Origin of the sequence: Massilia sp. WG5 (assembly GCF_001412595.2) — a bacterium.
GTDB lineage: Bacteria > Pseudomonadota > Gammaproteobacteria > Burkholderiales > Burkholderiaceae_D > Telluria.
In genome coordinates this window covers 4604828-4622961 of the sequence record NZ_CP012640.2, presented here as the reverse complement: position 1 = coordinate 4622961, position 18134 = coordinate 4604828, and the positions used below count along the sequence as shown (strand labels likewise).

16 protein-coding genes are annotated in these 18134 nt (G+C 65.5%); 7 read left to right on the top strand and 9 right to left on the bottom strand.

All coding sequences use genetic code 11. From position 1 onward, the window contains the following. Nucleotides 1–41: 41 nt before the first annotated feature. On the bottom strand, nt 42–1457 hold the full coding sequence (glnA, locus tag AM586_RS20695) for a type I glutamate--ammonia ligase (RefSeq protein WP_047824477.1): 1416 nt from the start codon (nt 1455–1457) through the stop codon (nt 42–44). 304 nt (nt 1458–1761) lie between these two features. On the opposite strand from glnA, the gene AM586_RS20690 reads away from it, so the two are divergent. Continuing rightward, entirely contained in the window at nt 1762–2220 is a 459-nt protein-coding gene (locus tag AM586_RS20690; RefSeq protein WP_047824478.1) for a rhodanese-like domain-containing protein, read from the top strand. A 27-nt stretch (nt 2221–2247) separates the two neighbouring features. Here the strand turns inward: AM586_RS20690 and AM586_RS20685 are convergent, their stop codons facing one another. From AM586_RS20685 to AM586_RS20655, 7 genes are all read right to left on the bottom strand, one after another. Then, complete coding sequence (locus AM586_RS20685) at nt 2248–3573, bottom strand: TAXI family TRAP transporter solute-binding subunit (protein ID WP_047824480.1); 1326 nt, start codon at nt 3571–3573, stop codon at nt 2248–2250. Nucleotides 3574–3601: 28 nt separating this feature from the next. Then, the gene (locus tag AM586_RS20680; protein WP_229411130.1) at nt 3602–7069 is read right to left on the bottom strand and encodes a transglycosylase domain-containing protein; all 3468 of its coding nucleotides are present in this window, start codon (nt 7067–7069) and stop codon (nt 3602–3604) included. Nucleotides 7070–7569: 500 nt separating this feature from the next. Then, a complete protein-coding gene (locus AM586_RS20675; protein ID WP_047824482.1) occupies nt 7570–8373 on the bottom strand; it encodes a molybdopterin-binding protein in 804 nt (267 codons plus the stop codon). A gap of 27 nt (nt 8374–8400) precedes the next feature. Next, complete coding sequence (locus AM586_RS20670; RefSeq protein WP_047824483.1) at nt 8401–9228, bottom strand: EI24 domain-containing protein; 828 nt, start codon at nt 9226–9228, stop codon at nt 8401–8403. Nucleotides 9229–9235: 7 nt separating this feature from the next. Continuing rightward, complete coding sequence (locus AM586_RS20665) at nt 9236–10240, bottom strand: sterol desaturase family protein (RefSeq protein WP_047824485.1); 1005 nt, start codon at nt 10238–10240, stop codon at nt 9236–9238. Further along, complete coding sequence (locus AM586_RS20660; protein ID WP_047824486.1) at nt 10237–11046, bottom strand: polysaccharide deacetylase family protein; 810 nt, start codon at nt 11044–11046, stop codon at nt 10237–10239. The genes AM586_RS20665 and AM586_RS20660 overlap by 4 nt, the downstream gene beginning before the upstream one ends. Beyond that, nucleotides 11046–12017, bottom strand: coding sequence for a YncE family protein (locus AM586_RS20655; protein WP_047824488.1), 972 nt, complete (start codon nt 12015–12017; stop codon nt 11046–11048). Before AM586_RS20655 ends, AM586_RS20660 begins: the two co-directional genes overlap by 1 nt. 200 nt (nt 12018–12217) lie before the next feature. Between AM586_RS20655 and AM586_RS20650 the strand changes: the two genes are divergently transcribed. Next, the gene (locus AM586_RS20650) at nt 12218–12574 is read left to right on the top strand and encodes an FKBP-type peptidyl-prolyl cis-trans isomerase (protein ID WP_047824490.1); all 357 of its coding nucleotides are present in this window, start codon (nt 12218–12220) and stop codon (nt 12572–12574) included. 139 nt (nt 12575–12713) lie between these two features. Next, nucleotides 12714–12965 (top strand): acyl-CoA-binding protein, encoded by a 252-nt coding sequence (locus AM586_RS20645; protein WP_047824491.1) that lies wholly within the window; start codon nt 12714–12716, stop codon nt 12963–12965. On the opposite strand, the gene AM586_RS20640 is transcribed toward AM586_RS20645, so the two are convergent. Continuing rightward, nucleotides 12958–13359, bottom strand: coding sequence for a polyhydroxyalkanoic acid system family protein (locus AM586_RS20640; protein ID WP_307163686.1), 402 nt, complete (start codon nt 13357–13359; stop codon nt 12958–12960). The two genes, AM586_RS20645 and AM586_RS20640, sit on opposite strands and share 8 nt — an antisense overlap. A gap of 49 nt (nt 13360–13408) precedes the next feature. Here AM586_RS20640 and AM586_RS20635 point away from each other — a divergent pair, with 49 nt between their 5' ends. The 4 genes from AM586_RS20635 (at nt 13409) to AM586_RS20620 (ending at nt 18102) form a co-directional block, all read left to right on the top strand. Then, complete coding sequence (locus tag AM586_RS20635) at nt 13409–14989, top strand: hypothetical protein (protein ID WP_229411109.1); 1581 nt, start codon at nt 13409–13411, stop codon at nt 14987–14989. 214 nt (nt 14990–15203) lie between these two features. Then, nucleotides 15204–15527 carry a ferredoxin FdxA gene (fdxA, locus tag AM586_RS20630; protein WP_047824495.1) on the top strand — a complete coding sequence of 108 codons (324 nt, stop codon included), beginning with the start codon at nt 15204–15206 and terminating at the stop codon, nt 15525–15527. A 16-nt stretch (nt 15528–15543) separates the two neighbouring features. Beyond that, nucleotides 15544–16641 (top strand): NAD(P)/FAD-dependent oxidoreductase, encoded by a 1098-nt coding sequence (locus tag AM586_RS20625; protein ID WP_047824497.1) that lies wholly within the window; start codon nt 15544–15546, stop codon nt 16639–16641. Between the two features lie 225 nt (nt 16642–16866). Next, nucleotides 16867–18102, top strand: coding sequence for a polyhydroxyalkanoate depolymerase (locus AM586_RS20620; protein WP_047824499.1), 1236 nt, complete (start codon nt 16867–16869; stop codon nt 18100–18102). Nucleotides 18103–18134: the final 32 nt, after the last annotated feature.

Genomic DNA, 18134 nt, shown 5'->3' with positions numbered 1-18134 from the left:
TACCTCACGGATACACTAAACGTGTACGCGTTGACGATCGATTACGACGAGTAGTACATGTCGAACTCGGCCGGGTGCGGGGTCATGCGCAGACGCTGCACTTCCTGCATCTTCAGCTCGAGGTAGGCGTCGATCATGCTGTCGCTGAACACGCCGCCGCGGGTCAGGAACTCGCGGTCCTTGTTCAGTGCTTCCAGCGCCTCTTCCAGCGACGAGCAGACGGTCGGGATCAGCTTGTCCTCTTCCGGCGGCAGGTGGTACAGGTCCTTGGTCGCGGCTTCGCCCGGGTGGATCTTGTTCTGGATGCCGTCCAGGCCGGCCATCAGCAGCGCAGCGAAGCACAGGTAGACGTTGGCCAGCGGGTCCGGGAAGCGCACTTCGACGCGGCGGCCCTTCGGGTTGGCCACGTGCGGGATGCGGATCGACGCCGAACGGTTACGGGCCGAGTAGGCCAGCTTGACCGGGGCTTCGTAGCCCGGCACCAGGCGCTTGTACGAGTTGGTGCCCGGATTGGTGATCGCGTTCAGGGCCTTGGCGTGCTTGATGATGCCGCCGATGTAGTACAGGGCGGTTTCCGACAGGCCGGCATAGCCGTCGCCTGCGAACAGGTTCTTGCCGTCCTTCCAGATCGACTGGTGCACGTGCATGCCCGAGCCGTTGTCGCCGTTCATCGGCTTCGGCATGAAGGTGGCGGTCTTGCCGTAGCTGTGGGCGACGTTCCAGATCACGTACTTCATGTTCTGGGTCCAGTCGGCGCGCTCGACCAGGGTCGAGAACCGGGTGCCGATTTCGTTCTGGCCGGCGCCGGCCACTTCATGGTGGTGCACTTCGACCGGGATGCCCAGGGCTTCGAGGATCAGGCACATTTCCGAACGCATGTCCTGGAAGCTGTCGACCGGCGGGACCGGGAAGTAGCCGCCCTTGACGGTCGGACGGTGGCCGCTGTTGCCGCCTTCGAATTCCTTGTCGGTCGACCAGGAAGCTTCTTCCGAATTGATCTTGACCATCGAACCGGACATGTCGATTTTCCAGTTGACCGAGTCGAAGATGAAGAATTCCGGCTCCGGGCCGAAGAAGGCGGTGTCGCCGATGCCCGACGACTTCAGGTAGGCCTCGGCGCGCTTGGCGATCGAGCGCGGGTCACGGTCGTAGCCCTTGCCGTCCGACGGTTCGATCACGTCGCACTGCATGAAGACGGTGGTCTCTTCCATGAACGGGTCGATGTTGGCGGTGCTCGGGTCCGGGATCAGCAGCATGTCCGATGCTTCGATGCCTTTCCAGCCGGCGATCGACGAGCCGTCGAAAGCGTGGCCGGATTCGAACTTGTCTTCGTCAAAATGCGAGATGGGAACGGTCACGTGCTGCTCTTTGCCGCGGGTATCGGCGAAACGCAAATCGACGAACTTGACTTCGTTTTCCTTCAGCATCTGCATTACATCTGCGGCGGTCCTTGCCATTCGTATTCTCCTGATTGAAAAAGGGGTGTCGGCGACGCCAAGGGGGCGTGCGACAGGCGCATTTCAGTTAAAGCAGAAATTGTGCCAGCACTTGACCATGAGCAAATAAGCAATCAGTCCTTGGATCGCTCGCGTTTTGCCCCTTAAAATCAATGACCCGGTAAGGGTGCACAAACTTGATGCAAGCCGAGTGCAAACTCATGCATACGCACCAGCTTGGTGCAAGTGCGGCAGTATGCACCAACTTGAGGCAGCGTGCACCATTTGTGCGAGCGCTGCGAACGAACTCAACCAGGAGGAAGCCATGAGTACAAACGACGAGATCCTGCGCGCCGCCAGGGAACGCGCCCCGGGCCAGCCCTATGCCGGCGCCGTCACGCCGCAGGAAGCCTTCGCCCTCCTCCAGACGGACCCGCGCGTCAAACTGGTCGACGTGCGCACGAATGCGGAGCGCGACTGGATCGGCCGCCCCGCCATCCCCGAGGGCCAGCAGGGCGCCGTGCAGTGGAGCCTGTATCCGGGCGGCGCGCCGAACCCCGACTTCGCCACCCAGCTCCAGCAGGCCGCCGACAAGGACGACGTGGTGCTGTTCCTGTGCCGCTCCGGCGTGCGCTCGCGCCATGCGGCCCGCGTCGCGACCGAGCTCGGCTATAAAAATGCGTTCGACATTCTCGAAGGCTTCGAGGGCGACCGCGACGGCGACGGCCACCGCAAGACCGTGGGCGGCTGGTGCAAGGCCGGCCTGCCCTGGGTGGGCGCTTGACGACGGTTTTCGCGGTCTCTTGAACGGCTAGGTTTTAATCCCGGCCCGCACGCGCTGGCGCACGAAGTTGATGTGGCTGCGCAGGCCGTACAGCGCATCGGCATAGGCCAGCGGAATCGAGATGTGGTTCACGCGCGCCTCGATGTCGTCGAGGCGGCGCAGCAGGTCGGTGCGCACCTGGTCGCAATCGGCCGGGTCCGCGTTCTCCAGCGCCTGCTCGACCGCGCGCAGCTGACCGTACCAGCGGTACACGCGCGAGCGGATGCGCCACACGTACAGCGGCGGCACGATCTTCGACAGCGGGATCACCAGCGCCGCCAGCGCCACCACCACGACCCACAGGCGGTCGAACAGGTTGGCTAGCCAGAACGACAGGTAGCGCTGCAGGAAAGGCGGGCCGTCGCGGTAGTACTTGGCGGCCTCGCGCGCGACCGGGATCTCGGTGTACTTCGGCGACGGGAACTGGCCCTGCTGCGAGAACCAGCCGGCGCCGCCGTGGATCTCGATGGCGGATTTCACGAACAGGTCGACCAGGGCCGGATGCAGGTCCTCGCGCGCGACCAGGGTCGCGGTCGGCGCGATCAGGTGGAAGTCCTGCGATGGTATGTCGCGCCCGAGGTCGACGATCCCGCGCGGCAGCACCACATGGGTCAGGAAAGGCAGGCGGCGCGTGTAGGCCTCGGCCTGGCGGAAGTCGAAGAGACGGATGCCCGGGGTCTGCAGCAGCATCTGGATCAGCGGCGCCTCGGGCGCGGAACTGAACACCAGGCCGTCGATACGGCCGGCCAGCAGTTCGACGGTGGCCGCGGTATTCTCCAGCGCGGAGATGGTGAGCTGGCCTGGCTCGACCCCGTTCACCGCCAGCACCTGCCGGAACAGCCGGGGCACGCCCGTGCCTTCGGGGCCGAGGTTGATGCGCAGGCCCTTCAACTGGGTCAGGCTGTGGATTTTAGGTGTGCGCAGGAACAGCCACACCGGCTCGGTGAACAGGCTGCCGAGCGACATCAGCTCGCGCTGCCCGGTCCTGGCTTCGCTGGTCGAGCCGCTCTGCACGAAGGCGATGTCGGCGCGGCCGTCGAGCAGGCGCTGCAGGTTGTCTTCGGAGCCGAGCGAGCGCTGCAGCTCGACCTTGATGCCCTCGCGCGCCAGCAGCGCCGCATACTTGCGGCCGAACTCTTCGTAGGCGCTGTTTTCCTGGCCGGTGGCGAGCACCACGCGGCGCGGCGGCGCGGGGTCGACCACGATGTAGGCCACCACGCAGGCGGCCAGCACCAGCAGTATGGTGGGTAAGGACGCGACCAGCAGGTCGCGCAGCGACACCAGGCTGAACTTGCCGAGCTTGGGCCGCCTCACGCGGCCCCCTGCCGTTCAGGGCTGCCGTTCAATGCAGCACTTCCTCCACCGCGGCCGGCTTCGGACGCGCCGGCTCGGGCTTCGGCTGTTCCGGCGCCTCGGCGCGCGGTTTCGCGCGCAGGACATCGGCCGCCCTGGGATGGGCGCCCTCCCCGGCCGGCTTGCGATGCGGCGCGTCGCCGGCTTCGGTCCTGGCGTTCGCGGCGGCGTCCTTCGCCGGCTTGGCATGGACCGGCTCGGCGGCCGCCTTGGCCGGTTTGGCCGGCCTGGCTTCCGCCGCCGGCTTGACCGGCTCGGCCGCCGCCGGCTTGGCCGGCCTGGCCAGCGCCTCCACCTCTTCCACCTTGGCGTCGTCCGGCGCCGGCTTCACGGTGGCGACGTCGTCGCTCAGCTGGGCGCCCTTCGCGGTGGCGGCCGCCGCCTTCTCGGCCGCGGTCGTCACGTGCAGGCCCGGCACCGTCACCAGGTCCTGCTTTTCGATCATCGGCATCAGGCTCGGCGCCAGCGTCACCAGCAGCTGCACCGGCAGTGCGCTGGTGAAGTCGTAATGGGCCGATTCCGGACCGTGCACATAGGCCGTCATGCTGCCGAAGAAGCGCTCGCCGATGTTGAACACGAACGTGGCCGAACGGTTCACGTAACGCGATTCGATCAGGCGGTGGCCGGCGCCGTAGACGTCGAAGCGCTGGTCGCCGGTGCCGGTCTTGCCGCCCATCGCGATCACGCTGCCGTCCTGTTTATAGAAGGCCTGCTTGACGCGCTTGGCCGTGCCTTCCTGCGCCACGCCGCGGATGGCGTCGGCCACCGCGCGCGCGACGTCGGGGTTCAGCACCTGCTCGCCCTTGTCAAGCTGGCCGCGCTTGACCAGGGTCTCGTACGGCGTGTCCTTGGCGAAGTGCAGCGAGTCGATGCGCTGGGTCGGCTTACGCACGCCGCCGTTGACGATGATGCCCATCAGCTCGGCCAGCGCGATCGGACGGTCGGCCGAGGCGCCCAGCGTGGTCGCGTAGGACGGCACCAGCGAGTCGAAGGGGTAGCCCATCTTCTTCCACTGCGCGTGGATCTTCAGGAAGGCTTCGACCTCGATCAGGCCGGCGATGCGCTTGTCCTGGGCATGCTTGCGGTGGGTCTTGAACAGCCAGGAGTAGACTTCCTGGCGCTCCTTGACCGAGGCCTTGGTCACCTCGTCCCAGCCGGCTTTCGGATGGGTGCGCAGGTAGCCGGCCAGCCACAGCTCGAGCGGGTGCACCGAGGCGACGTAGCCGCGGTCGGCCAGCGACATGTTCGCCACCGAGTACTGGTCGTACATCTTGGCGATGCGTTCCTCGTCGACCTCCCTGTCGTCCGGCAGGCGGGTGTGGATGAACTTGCTGAACTCGGCCAGCGAGGCGTCCGGCATGATGGTGCGGTGGACCGCCGCGAGCTTCGACGCGGCCGGGCGCACGCCCTGCATCAGCGCGGTCTCGATCTCCGGCCACTCCATGCCGCGGTACTTGTTCCAGAAGCGCGCCAGGAAATCCTTGCCTTCACGGTCGGCGAAGCGCGACAGGTACTCGGCGCGGCGTGGGTCGTCGGCGTCGGCCAGCAGCTGGGCCGAGGAGCCCGGCAGCTGGAACATGTAGTAGCGCACCACGTCGCGCATCAGGCGCACGAACACCAGGTTGGTCGAGTTCTGCAGCGCCTGCTGCACGGTCAGGATGCGGCTGTCGTCCAGCTTGCTGAAGTTGCCGAAGATGTGCACGCCGCCGCCGGTGAAGAAGGCTTCGCCCGGATTGCCCGAGTACTTGCGCTCCATCGCCGCATGCAGCATCGGCGGCAGGCCGCGGTCGGCGCCGGCCGGCAGCGTCATGAAGTACTCGACCGCCCATTGGCTCAGCCGGTCCTTCGGATCGACTTTCACCTTGGCCAGTTCGGCCTTGCTCATCGGCTCATAGCGCTGGTGCAGCTGGTCGACGATGTCGAGGTAGGTCGTCAGGGTGCGCAGCTTGGCGGTCGAGCCGAGGTCGAGCTTGGCGCCTTCGTTGATGTCGAGCGGCTGGTCGTAGTTGTCGGTCTGGACCCGCAGGTAGTTGACCTGGGGGCCGCGCTCCATCAGCGTGAAGCTGTACACGACTTTCGACGGGTCGCCGTTGCCGAGCATGCCCTTGCCGGTCAGGCCGGCGGCGGCCGCGGCTTCGGTGTCGGTCAGGCGGCGCAGGGCCGCGGTGACGGCCTTCTGGGCGTCCGCATTCAGCGTGGTCACCACCGACAGGTCGAGGCGGTCGAGGTTGTACAGGCGCGAATCGCCCAGCAGGTTGGCCAGGTGGTTGCGCACCGCGTTGGCGGCCTTGCGGGTGACGAAGGTGTTGGCCGGCGGCGGCGCCACGCCGGAGCCGAGCGCCGGATGCAGGGTCACGGCCAGCGCGGCGTCGCGCAGGGCCGGGGAGATCACGCCGGCCTGGGCCAGCACCCGCAGGTGGCTGTTGGTGAGCTGTTCGAGATCCTTCTCGCCGGCGCCGAGGTAATAGGCGGGGCGGCGCTGCGCGATCATCAGGGAAAGCGCTTCCTTGTAGACCAGCGCAAACTCGGGCGTCGCGGCATTGCTGCGCAGGATGCGGTTCACTTCGGCGAAATCGCGCCCGTACCAGACCCACATGCCGTCGCCGATGCCGTTCACCTCGCCGTAGCCCAGCTTGGCCGACAGCGGCACCGTGTTCAGGTATTCGAGCACGATGCGGCGCCGGGTCGCGCTGGTGTCCTCGCCGTCCTGGTAGGAACGCAGCATGGCCGAGGCCATCTGGCGCAGCTTGTCCGTCAGCGAGGCGGTGCGGCCTTCCGGCGAATGGCGGTACTTCTCGATCTGGGTCGCCAGCGTGCTGCCGCCGGCGACGCGGCCGCCGCTGCCCAGGCCGACCGCGTGCAGGGACTTGTCGAACACGGCCTTCGAGAAGCGGTCCCACTCGACCGCCGGGTTACGCTTCGGATAGGTGGTGTCGAGCAGCTCGCGGTTCTCGATGAACAGCAGGCTTTGCACCAGCAGCGAAGGCGCGGTGTCGAATTGCTCGTACAGGCGTTCCGGGAAGCGCGCCGAGAACAGCGGCACGCCGCTGTAGTCGAGGATGTCGAGGCCGGCGCGGGTCTTTTCGTGGTAGGTCGCGAACAGGCCCATGTCGGCCAGCTCCACCATCTTGGGCGACATGCGCGCCTGCGACACGATCACGTAATCGCGCGTCTTCAGCTTGGCCAGGTAGTTCGGCAGGTTCGAGTAGCCGAGCCGTTCGTCATAGGGGCTGGCCGAGGGGAAGCGGATCGCGTCGCTCGGGCCGTTCTCGACGCGGTAGCTGACCTTCTTGGCCAGGCCCGCGAAAAAGCGCGCCTGCATCGCCGAAGTGCGGCTTTCGTAGACGGCAAACGCGGAACCGCCGGCAACCGCGATCAGCAGCAGCACCAGCAAGCTGCGCTTGAGCTTGCGCCAGCGGGGCCGGGGCGGCGGCGCCGGCGTCGAGGGCGGCTCCATGCCCTGGCCGGCTTCCGCAGGCAAGGGAACGGCCGTAGGCTCGAAATTCGGCTCCAGGCGGGTTGCGTTGTCGTGCAGGGGAACATCATGCACGGCGGCCATCGCGGGCACGCCGGCGAGTGCAGAATGGCCCGGCAGCACGAGGTTGCGGATGCGGCGGAAGGCGCGGGAGATACGGGGCCGTCCCGGACGGCGAGTACTTTGCATATGGTTTTACCGGTTTGAATCTATGTTCTGCCATTCCCGTCAACCGGCGCGCCCACTACTGCCACTACTGGTCGGTGCGAGTGATCCAGGTCGTCAAGAAGTTCACAAAGCCAGGCGCAACCTCACTCTAGATTGCGCTGCCTACAGACATCATTCCACCACATCAATGTGACACACAGGAGCCACTCGTACAGATTTTTGACATCGCCCCAGTATTTTCGCAAAAAAACAACGGCTCAGTTTGAACCACCGTACCAGCGCCGCAACGCCTCTCGCAACTACGCCTGCAAGTGCTAGGGTAAGAGCTGGTATTCGGCCTTCATGCGCTCCAGTTCGGCACACATGTCGCCGAAGGCGGAAGCAACCTGAACCGGATCACCCTTCACGCCCAGCTCGATGTGGCGGCGGGTCTCACCATCACCAACGCTGGGCAGGCTGAATACGTTGACGCCCGCATAGGCTGCTTCCAGGCGCTCCATCAGCGGCGTCAGCACCGATTCGGCCTGTTCAAAAACCAGCATCGACCGCTCCGCGCGGGCTTCGCGGTGGAACAGGTCGCGGTAGCAGGTATCGAGCACCCAGGCAATCATCGGCCACGCCATGACCGGGAAGCCCGGCACGAAGTGATGCGGCGCACCGGCGTGCCTGGCGACACTGAAGCCGGGGATGCGGTTGTAGGGATTCGGGATGATGGCGCTGCCGGCCGGGAATTCGGCCATTTTGAGGCGATGCAGGTTGTCGGGGCTGTTCAGGTCGGGCTCGATGCCGGCCTCGCGCGCAGTCTCGCGGATGCGTTCCTGGACCAGCAGCTTCCCTTCCGGATGCAGCGCCAGCGGCACCCCAAGCGCCGCCGCCGCGCACTGGCGGGTGTGGTCGTCCGGGGTGGCGCCGATGCCGCCGCAGGAAAACACGATGTCGGACCCGCCGAAGCTGCGCTCCAGCAGCGCGGTGATGCGCGCCGGATCGTCGCCGACGATCTCGGTCCAGGCCAGGCGCAGCCCGCGCTCGCCGAGCAGCTCGATCACCTTGGGCAGGTGCTTGTCGCTGCGTTTGCCGGACAGGATTTCATCACCGATGATAATGAGTCCGAATGCCATCCTTGCCTCCTTGGATTGAAAACGCTCTCAGAGCGGCGCGGGCTCCTTGCCCGACTGTGCGGCGCGCAGGTCGGCCAGCGCCTGCAGGCAGTAGTACTGGAACCACAGCCCGGTGAAGATGAAGATGATCAGGTAGAGCCAGATCGACAGCACGGCCAGCACCGGGAACAGCACCACCGACAGCAGCGCCCCGCCGATCCAGGCCACGCCCGGCAGCGCGCCGAGCAGGCCGGAGATGGTGCCGATCAGGAGCAGCTGGCGCCGGCGGCCGCGGACGATGGCGTGGCGCTCCTCGACGCTGGCGTGGATCGACAGCGCGTCGTAGCTCATCACGCGCGCGGTCAGCCAGCCCCACAGCACAGCCTGCACCACCAGCGCCAGCGGCGCCAGCGCATACAGCGGCAGGGTCACGATCCACAGCAGTGCGAACACCACGATGCCGGACAGGTTGACGCCCAGGCTGCCGAGGAAGCTGCCGCCCTCCTTCCGTTCCAGGCCCGGGAACTGGATCCTGCTGACGTGGCGCGCGATGGCCGGCATCGCGCCCACGCCGATGAACAGCAGCGAGGTGATGATCATCAGCGGCAGCAGCGCCAGCATCGCCGCCAGCGGCACCACCAGGGTCTTCAGGAAGCCCAGGCCCAGCATCGACAGGATGCTGCCGCTGGTCTCGAACAGCCCGTATTCCCTGAACGTGTCCTGCAGCCAGTCGTACAGGGGCTGCATGCCGGCGTACAGCAGGCTGCCCCACAGCGCCAGCGAGAGCAGCAGCGGCACGACCGACAACAGCAGCATGCGGCTCGAGAACTGCGAGCGCAGTGCACGGCCGTAGGCGATCGCGATCGGGCGCAGCATCAGGCCCTCATTGCCCGAGGCGCCGGGGGCGGCGCCCGAGCGATTCTGCCAGGCGCACCAGTCCCAGCCACTGCTGGCGCCAGAAGCCGCGGCCGTAGTCGCGCGCCGGCCTGATGCTGCCGTCGGGCGTGGTGCGTTCGAACTGGTCGCGCACGCCGGTGCCGTGGAAGGCCGCTTCGAAGTTGGCGGTCCTGAACAGCAGGTCCCAGACCGGCAGCAGCACGCCGAAATTGCAGCCGCCCAGCTCCCGGCCCTTCGATTCATGGCCGATGCCGACCGCATGGTGGGTGCGGTGGAAGCGCGGCGAGACCAGCAGGCGCTCGCCGAGCCAGCCGAAGTGGAGGCGCACGTTCGCGTGCTGCAGGCTTTGCAGCGCACGCGAGACCGAGACCAGCAGCACGTACTGCGAGGGCGCCACGCCGATCGCCAGCGCGATGACGGCCAGGTAGACGTCGCGCAGCAGGTCGTCCAGCAGGTGGTTGCGGTCGTCGCTCCACAGGTTCATGTTCTGCTGGCTGTGGTGCAGGCTGTGCAGGGCCCACCACCAGCGGAATTTGTGCTGGCCGCGGTGGAACCAGTAATCGAAGAAGTCGATCACCACCAGGTAGACCAGGAAGCTGGCCAGCGGGCTCATGCCGCCAACCAGGGACTCCAGGTTAAACGGGTGCACGCCGTCCATGCGCAGCGCGCCGGCCACGCGGTCCATGATGGGGTCGAGGGTGAAGAAGACCGCCATGGTGAAGAAGCCCAGGCGGTGGATCAGGGTGTAGACGAAGTCGTTCCAGCGCGCGTAGCGGTCGCTCATCTTCTGGACCGGGATGAGCGACTCCAGCGGCCGCAGCACCAGGTACAGGGCCGCCACTTCGCAGGCGCCGGCCAGGAACCACTCGACGCCCTCGAAGGCGTCCTCGGCGTATTCGCCCATGCCGGTGTAGAACAGGAAGGGTTCGACCACGGACTCGAACAGCCAGCCCTGGAGGAATGCGAACCAATCGAGGAAATGCTGAATCATTTTTTGAATTGAGATGCGTAATCCGGATGCTCACGCAGTGTAGCGAAACAGAAGCCTTTCTGCTCGAGGCCGGCGATCAGCGGCTCCAGGTTGGCCGGCGCCCACGGATCTTTTCTCGACCAGATGCCCATGTGGGCCATGAAGATGTCGCCATCCTTCAAGCCGCCGAGGGCGCGCTTGAGCAGCAGCGCATTCGGGTAGGCTTCGCTGGAGGTCTCGTCGCCCGAGAAGCCGGCCGGCGCCCAGCCGACGTGGCGGTAGCCGCAGCTTTTCGCGGCGGCCAGCACGTTCGGCGAGGTATGCCCGCCCGGCGCACGGAAGATCGGGTCGAGGTGGTGTCCGGTCAGTTCCTGGAAGCGGGTATCGACGCGGCGCAGCTCGTCGCAATACTGCTGCGCGCTCCAGCTTTCCGGTTTACCGGCCCGGGCGCCGAACTGCGGCTTCACCAGCATGCGGCCGCCGGCCTCGTCGCGCTTCCAGTAGACGTGGTCGAAGGTGTGGGTGCCGAAGGCGTGGCCTTCCGCCACGCGCGCCTTCCAGAAACCGGACCAGGACGGATCGAGCGACCAGTCGCCGCGCACCGTCTTTTCGTTGGCCAGGAAGAAGGTGGCCTTGATGTGGTGCCGGCGCAGGGTGTCGGCGATCAGCTCGGCCTGCGACTGGCTGCCGGTGTCGAAAGTGAGGTAGATCGTGCCCTTGCAAACGTCGGCGGCCAGCGCCGGCGTCTGCAGGGCCGGGAAGATGGTGGCCGCCAGCAGCAGCGCCGCGGCGGCCTGGGAGAGCTTCAACCCGGGCCGCGCGCGCATCACATCCTCGGCGCCGCGTTGGCGAAGAACACGCCGTGCGGCGAACGGCCGACCGGGATCATCTTGATCACCTTGCGGCTGGCGACGTCGATCACGGCCACCTTCTTGATCCAGCGCTGGGTCACCCACAGGGTCTTGCCGTCGGCCGACAGCTCCATGCAGTCCGGGCCGCCCGGCACCGGGATCATGCCGACGTTCTCCAGCGTGACCTGGTCGATGATGTTGATCGAGTTCTGCACGCGGTTCGAGACGAACACGTGGCGCTTGTCGCCGACCGCGCGGAAGTTGTGCGCGCCGTTGCCGGTCTTGATGCGCTTGACGCTCTTCGCCGTGCGCCAGTCGATCACCTCGACGTAGTCGCTGCCCATGATCCCGACCAGCAGGTACTTGTCGTCCGGGGTCATGGTGATGCCTGCCGGGAGCTTGCCGACCGGGAGGGTCCACTTGATGGCGCCGGTCTTCAGGTCGATCGCGCTGACCTGGTCGCTGCCCTGGCGGGTGATGAAGGCCGTGGTGCTGGCCGCGTCGAAGGCGATGTGGCTGGGCATGCGCGGCATCGGCACGCGGCGGCTCAGCACGAAGTTGCCGTTCACGTACTGGTAGATGTCGACCCGGTCCAGGCGCAGCGCGGTCGAGACGAACCACTTCTGGTCCGGCGAGAAACCGATCTGGTAAGGGTCGAGCACGTCGGTCACCTTGCGCTGGATCTTGCCGGTGATTGGATCCAGGAAGATCAGCTCGTTGCCGACCGAGCTGGCGACGATCACGGACTTGTTGTCCGGCGTGGCCATCAGGTGGTGCGGCTCCTTGCCGACGGCGAAAGTACCGTTGTCGGTGCCGGTGGCCTGGTCGAGCAGCTGGACCGTGGCGTCACGCGAGTTCAGGACCACGACCACATTGGCCTGGGCGGCCTGCGCCGCGGTCAACAGACAAATACCAGAGAGTAGAAGCTTACGAATACGACGCAGCATGGGAGGACGAGGTGCCCGGAGGTGGAAGAAGTTCTTATTCTACGGGGAAACGCCTTTCCTCGAAGGGTGGTTGACAGGTTTCATGAAGAATTCGGCGCATCGTCGCAACACAGTAGAAAAGGCGTCAACAGTACGTGAATGGCAGATTGGGAAGGCATGCACTACAATCGTCGTTTCACACTGAACAAGAGGACAACATCATGCCCATCACCACCACGAATTCCGGCCTGCAATACGAAGACACCATCGAAGGCAGCGGCCCGGAAGCCAAGGCCGGCCAGTACGTCACCGTGCACTACACCGGCTGGCTGCAGAACGACGACGGCAGCCAGGGCGCCAAGTTCGATTCCAGCAAGGACCGCAACGACCCGTTCCAGTTCCCGCTGGGCGCCGGCCATGTGATCAAGGGCTGGGACGAAGGCGTGCAGGGCATGAAGGTGGGCGGTGCGCGCCGCCTGATCATCCCGGCGAGCCTGGGCTATGGCGCACGCGGCGCCGGCGGCGTGATTCCGCCGAACGCCACCCTGATCTTCGACGTCGAGCTGCTGGGGCTGTAATACCGGCCTGAGCTCAGGGCGGGCACGGCGTGCCTGCCCTACTTGAGCAACTCCTCTAAAATCTCCCGGAATCAAGCGTGATTCCGCACACGATGCGCTAAGATGGCCGAAGTATTGCCATTTTATTCAAGGAGTTGCCATGAGTTTGCAAGAACAGTTCGCCCAGGCGCAGGCCGATTCGAAAAACCTGCCCGAGCGTCCGGACAACATGACCCTGCTGAAGATCTACGCCCTGTACAAGCAGGGTTCGAGCGGCGATGTCACCGGCGAGCGTCCGGGCTTTACCGACATGGTCGGCCGCGCCAAGTACGACGCCTGGGCGGCGCTGAAAGGCACCTCGCAGGACGAGGCGATGCAGCAGTACGTCGACCTGATCGAAGACCTCAAATAAACGTTTTGCGCATGCTTTCCGCCACCTTCGCCTCGATGGTGGAGCGGAAAGCGCCCATCAGCAGGCCCAGTTTGATGCGCAGGGCAGCCTGGCGTTCGCCCAGCGCGAGCGTCCCTTCCACACCGCTGCGCTCGAAACGCAGCACGTCTCCGTCCCACCTGCACTGCAGGCCATATTCGCCGGCCAGCTTGTCCGCCACTTTCTGGGCCGCCGCGCGCGCCGCGTCCTGGCTGAGCTGGTGTTGCTGGGTGATGCTGATATCCGCCATCCTGGCTGTTCCTTCCTGAATCGACAACGACAAAGTCCGCCATGATGCCACCTGGGTGACGCAAAGGCCAGCAGCGTCGAGCCTGTTGACCAGCATCAATGCCCAAATATGATGACGCGCGACCATTTCCTACGCGGCTAGCCTGTCGCAGCCTGCTTACCGGAGGAAAGTCAACATGTCATCAGAAGCCAGCCTGCCCGATCCCGTCCAGCCCCCGATCGGCTACGTGCCGATGCCGACCGCTCCCTATCGCCAGCACCGCAAGGCCGCCCAGTTGCTGGACCAGCCCGGCCGCCCGCGTCTGCCGGCAGGTCCGGGCCTCGCCGACAGCGCAGAGGACGGCGCGCCGGGCGATGTCCCGCTGCCCTACGCCTTCGGCGCGCGGGTGCTGATGTGGAAGCAGGATCCGTCGGTGTCCGAGATCGGCACCCGCAAGGTCTACCTGCCCGGCGTGGTGCTGGCCGGCCCGCGCGACGCCCGCATCGCCATCGCCGGCGATGCCGGCATCCCGGCGGTCGAGCCGAACGCCTTCGGCGACTTCGTGACCATGCCGGACACGCCGCAGTTCGACGCCGTCCACACCTACGCCGTGGTGCGCCAGACCCTCACCATGTACCAGCGCGCCCTGTCCACCGCCGGCGCCGCGATGCCCCTGCCCTGGCAGTGGAACAGCAGCGTCGACACCTCGCCGCTGCAGGTCCATCCCTACGGCCTGCCGAACGTGATGAACGCGTATTACAGCCGCGCCCAGGCCTGCCTGAAATTCGGCGATTTCGTCCCGCCCGGCGAGAGCGCGCGCCTGTACACCTGCCGCTCCTTCGACATCGTCTCGCACGAGACCGGCCACGCGGTGCTGGACGGCCTCAAGCCGCAGTGGCTGATGGCCGACAACCCGCCGCAGACGGGCGGCCTGCACGAATCCTTCGGCGACCTGACCGCGATCTTCCTGGCCCTGTCCCAGCTCGACCAGTGCGAGGCGGTGGTGGCCCAGACCAAGGCGCACCTGCACGACAAGACCTTCCTCGCCGACATCGCCGAACAGTTCGGCCTGGCGCTGGGCAGCACCAACGGCCTGCGCAACGCCGACAACGACCTGACCCTGAGCGAGGCCGGCACGGAGGTGCATGCGATCTCGCAAGTGTTTACCGGCGCCGTGTACGACATCCTGGCCGACATCTTCGCCTTCGAGCGCAACCCGGAGCTGGAGGATTGCGCCAGCGTCCTGCACCGGGTCGCGGCCTGGTTGCGCGGCCTGCTGCTGCGCGCCCTGATCGCCGCGCCCGACCTGGCCGCCAGCTATGCCGACGTCGCCAACGAGATGCTGCGCCTGGCCCTGGAAGACGGCAAGCCGCCTGAATACACGACCTTCATCCGCAACCGCTTCGCCCAGCGCGAAGTGGTCGAGGTGCCGGCCGGCTTGAGCGGCCCGCACCCGGCCGGGCTGCGCCTGGCGCCGCTGGTGAGCGACGCCCCGGGCGCCAAGCAGGACCGGCGCGCCTGCTGCGGCACCATGAACCTGGCCGAGTACTACGACGTGGAACGCATCCTGGACGCCGAGGCCCAGGCCCTGGCGCGCTGGTGCTTTGATCACGGCCGCTTCGGTCCGGCCGGCGAAGCGTCGGCGACGACGGACGCCGAAGCCACGATCGCGGCGCTCAAGCTCGACGCGGGCGGGGTGACGGCGGCGCTCGCCACCGCCCGGGTCACGAGCACCGGGGCAGCGCCGGGCAAGGCCGAGTCCATTCCCGCTGCCTGAGCCGGCGATCGCGGCCCGCGCCCGACCGCCCGGCGGCGTGCGCGGGCCATTGATTATTCGGCAATTCTCGGCGCGGGAAGAACATTTGCTTATGTGTATTGTGTATAAGCCTGATTTGTCGTAAAGGCCGAATTGCCCTAAAATACAGTGCTTTGCCGCGTCCGGCGAGCCCTTCTCCCCAACACGCCGCCGCTTCCACTGATTAAGGACTGTTATGACCCACGTTGTCACCGAATCGTGCATCCGTTGTCGCTATACCGATTGCGTGGATGTATGCCCGGTAGATTGTTTCCGGGAAGGCCCGAACTTCCTCGCCATTGATCCGGACGAGTGCATCGACTGCGCCGTGTGCGTGGCGGAATGCCCGGTCAACGCGATTTACGCGGAAGAAGACGTGCCGTCTGACCAGCAGCAATTCATCAAGCTGAACGCCGACCTGTCGCGCAACTGGCCGTCGATCACAAAGACCAAGCCTGCCCTGCCCGACGCGGAAGAGTGGAAGGACGTCAAGGACAAGCTGGGCCAGCTCGCCCGCTAACATCAACAGGAAGAACATGACTATCAATGCTGCCCCGGAAGCGGGCACCATCGCTCCCAACAGCACTTTTGCCGGCGCCATCGAAGCCGATGCCGTGATCATCGGCGCGGGCCCGGTCGGCCTGTTCCAGGTGTTCGAACTGGGTCTGCTGGAGATCAAAGCCCACGTGATCGATTCGCTGCCGGCCGTCGGCGGCCAGTGCGTGGAACTGTACCCGGACAAGCCGATCTACGACATCCCGGCCGTGCCCGTCTGCACCGGCCAGGAACTGACCGACAACCTGCTCAAGCAGATCGAGCCCTTCGACCCGACCTTCCACCTGGGCCAGGAAGTCACCACCGTCCAGCGTCGTGAAGACCAGCGTTTCAATGTCGAAACCTCGACCGGCACCCGCTTCATCACCAAGACCATCTTCATCGCCGCCGGCGTCGGTTCCTTCCAGGCCCGCACCATCAAGGTCGACGGCATCGAGAAATTCGAGAACAGCCAGCTGTTCTACCGCGTCAAGGATCCGGCGCTGTTCGAAGGCAAGAACCTGGTCATCTGCGGCGGCGGCGACTCCGCCCTGGACTGGGCCCTGAACTTCGTCGGCAAGGCTGAATCCGTCGTGCTGGTGCACCGTCGCGACGACTTCCGCGCCGCCCCTGCTTCGGTCGCCAAGATGAAGCAGCTGTGCGAAGAGTACGAGATGCAACTGATCACCGGCCAGGTCACCGGCTTCGACGAAAAGGATGGCAAGCTGTCCGAAGTCAAGGTCACCGGCGCCGACGGCGTGACCCGCCGCGTCCCGCTCGACATGCTGATGGTGTTCTTCGGCCTGTCGCCGAAGCTGGGCCCGATCGCCGAATGGGGCCTGGACATCGAGCGCAAGCAGCTGAAAGTGATGGATACCGAGAAGTTCGAAACCAATGTGCCGGGCATCTTCGCCGTGGGTGACATCAACACCTACCCGGGCAAGAAGAAGCTGATCCTGTCGGGCTTCCACGAAGCCGCGCTGGCCGCCTTCGGCGCCGCGCCGTACATCTTCCCGGACAAGAAGATCCACATGCAGTACACGACGACCTCGCCGAAGCTGCACAAGATCCTCGGCGTCGAGACCCCGGTATTCGACTGAACGTTCCGTTACCAAGCACGACAAAAAATGCCCCGCTCTTGCGGGGCATTTTTCTTATGTAGGGCACTTAACCGAAGGTAGATACGGAACTGTGATACTAATGTTGCAACGCGCTATTTTTTAGATTCAGGACACCATTTCATGTTGCCCCACGCCAAGCCAATTGACCTATAATTGATGAATCTGCTGCGCAAAATGTAAGCAGAGCAATGTGAAGGATATAATATGCTATACCAACTGCATGAGATGCAACGCTCCTTCCTGAACCCGCTGATGCAGTGGGCCGACGCCTCTGCAAAACTGTTCTCGAATCCCGTCTCGCCGTTTGCCCACACCCCGTTCGCCCAGCGTATCGCTGCCGGCTATGAGCTGATGTACCGCCTGGGCAAAGATTACGAAAAACCTGCTTTCGGACTGGACTCGACCACGATCGACGGCCAGACCGTCGGCATCATGGAACGCACCGTCGTCAGCAAGCCCTTCTGCAAGCTGCTGCACTTCAAGAAAGACTTGCCGGACGCGGCCTTCGCGGCGCTCAAGCAGCCGACCGTGCTGCTGGTCGCTCCCTTGTCGGGGCACCACGCCACCCTGCTGCGCGATACCGTGCGCGCCCTGCTGCCGGACCAGGACGTCTACATCACCGACTGGGTCGACGCCCGCATGGTGCCGATGTCGGATGGTGCGTTCCACCTCGACGACTACATCTATTACGTGCAGGACTTCATCCGCCACCTGGGGCCGGACGTGCACGTGATCTCGGTCTGCCAGCCGACCGTGCCGGTGCTGGCCGCGATCTCGCTGATGGCGACCAACAAGGATCCGAAACTGCCGAAATCCATGGTCATGATGGGCGGCCCGATCGACCCGCGCAAGTCGCCGACCGCGGTCAATGACCTGGCCACCGAAAAGCCGTTCTCGTGGTTCGAAAACACCGTGATCTATGCGGTGCCGGGCAACTACCCGGGCTTCGGCCGCAAGGTCTACCCGGGCTTCCTGCAGCACGCCGGCTTCATCGCCATGAACCCGGGCCGTCACGCCCAGAGCCACCGCGAGTTCTACCAGCACCTGGTGCGCGGCGACGACGATTCGGCGGAAGCGCACCGCAAGTTCTACGACGAGTACAACGCCGTGCTGGACATGCCGGCCGAGTACTACCTCGAGACCATCAAGACCGTGTTCCAGGACTTCGCCCTGCCGAAAGGCACCTGGCAGGTCGGTGGCCAGCTGGTGCGTCCGCAGGACATCGAGAGCGTGGCCCTGTTCACCATCGAAGGCGAGCTGGACGACATCTCCGGCGCCGGCCAGACCCAGGCCGCGCACGAGCTGTGCACCAGCATCCCGGCCGGGAAGCAGCAGCACTTCACGGCGCCCAAGTGCGGCCACTACGGCATCTTCTCGGGCCGCCGCTGGCGCGAGATCATCTGCCCGATGATCGGGGAGTTCATTCGCAAGAATGCCTGATTGCCAGGCGCGCCCATGAAAAATGCCGCGGA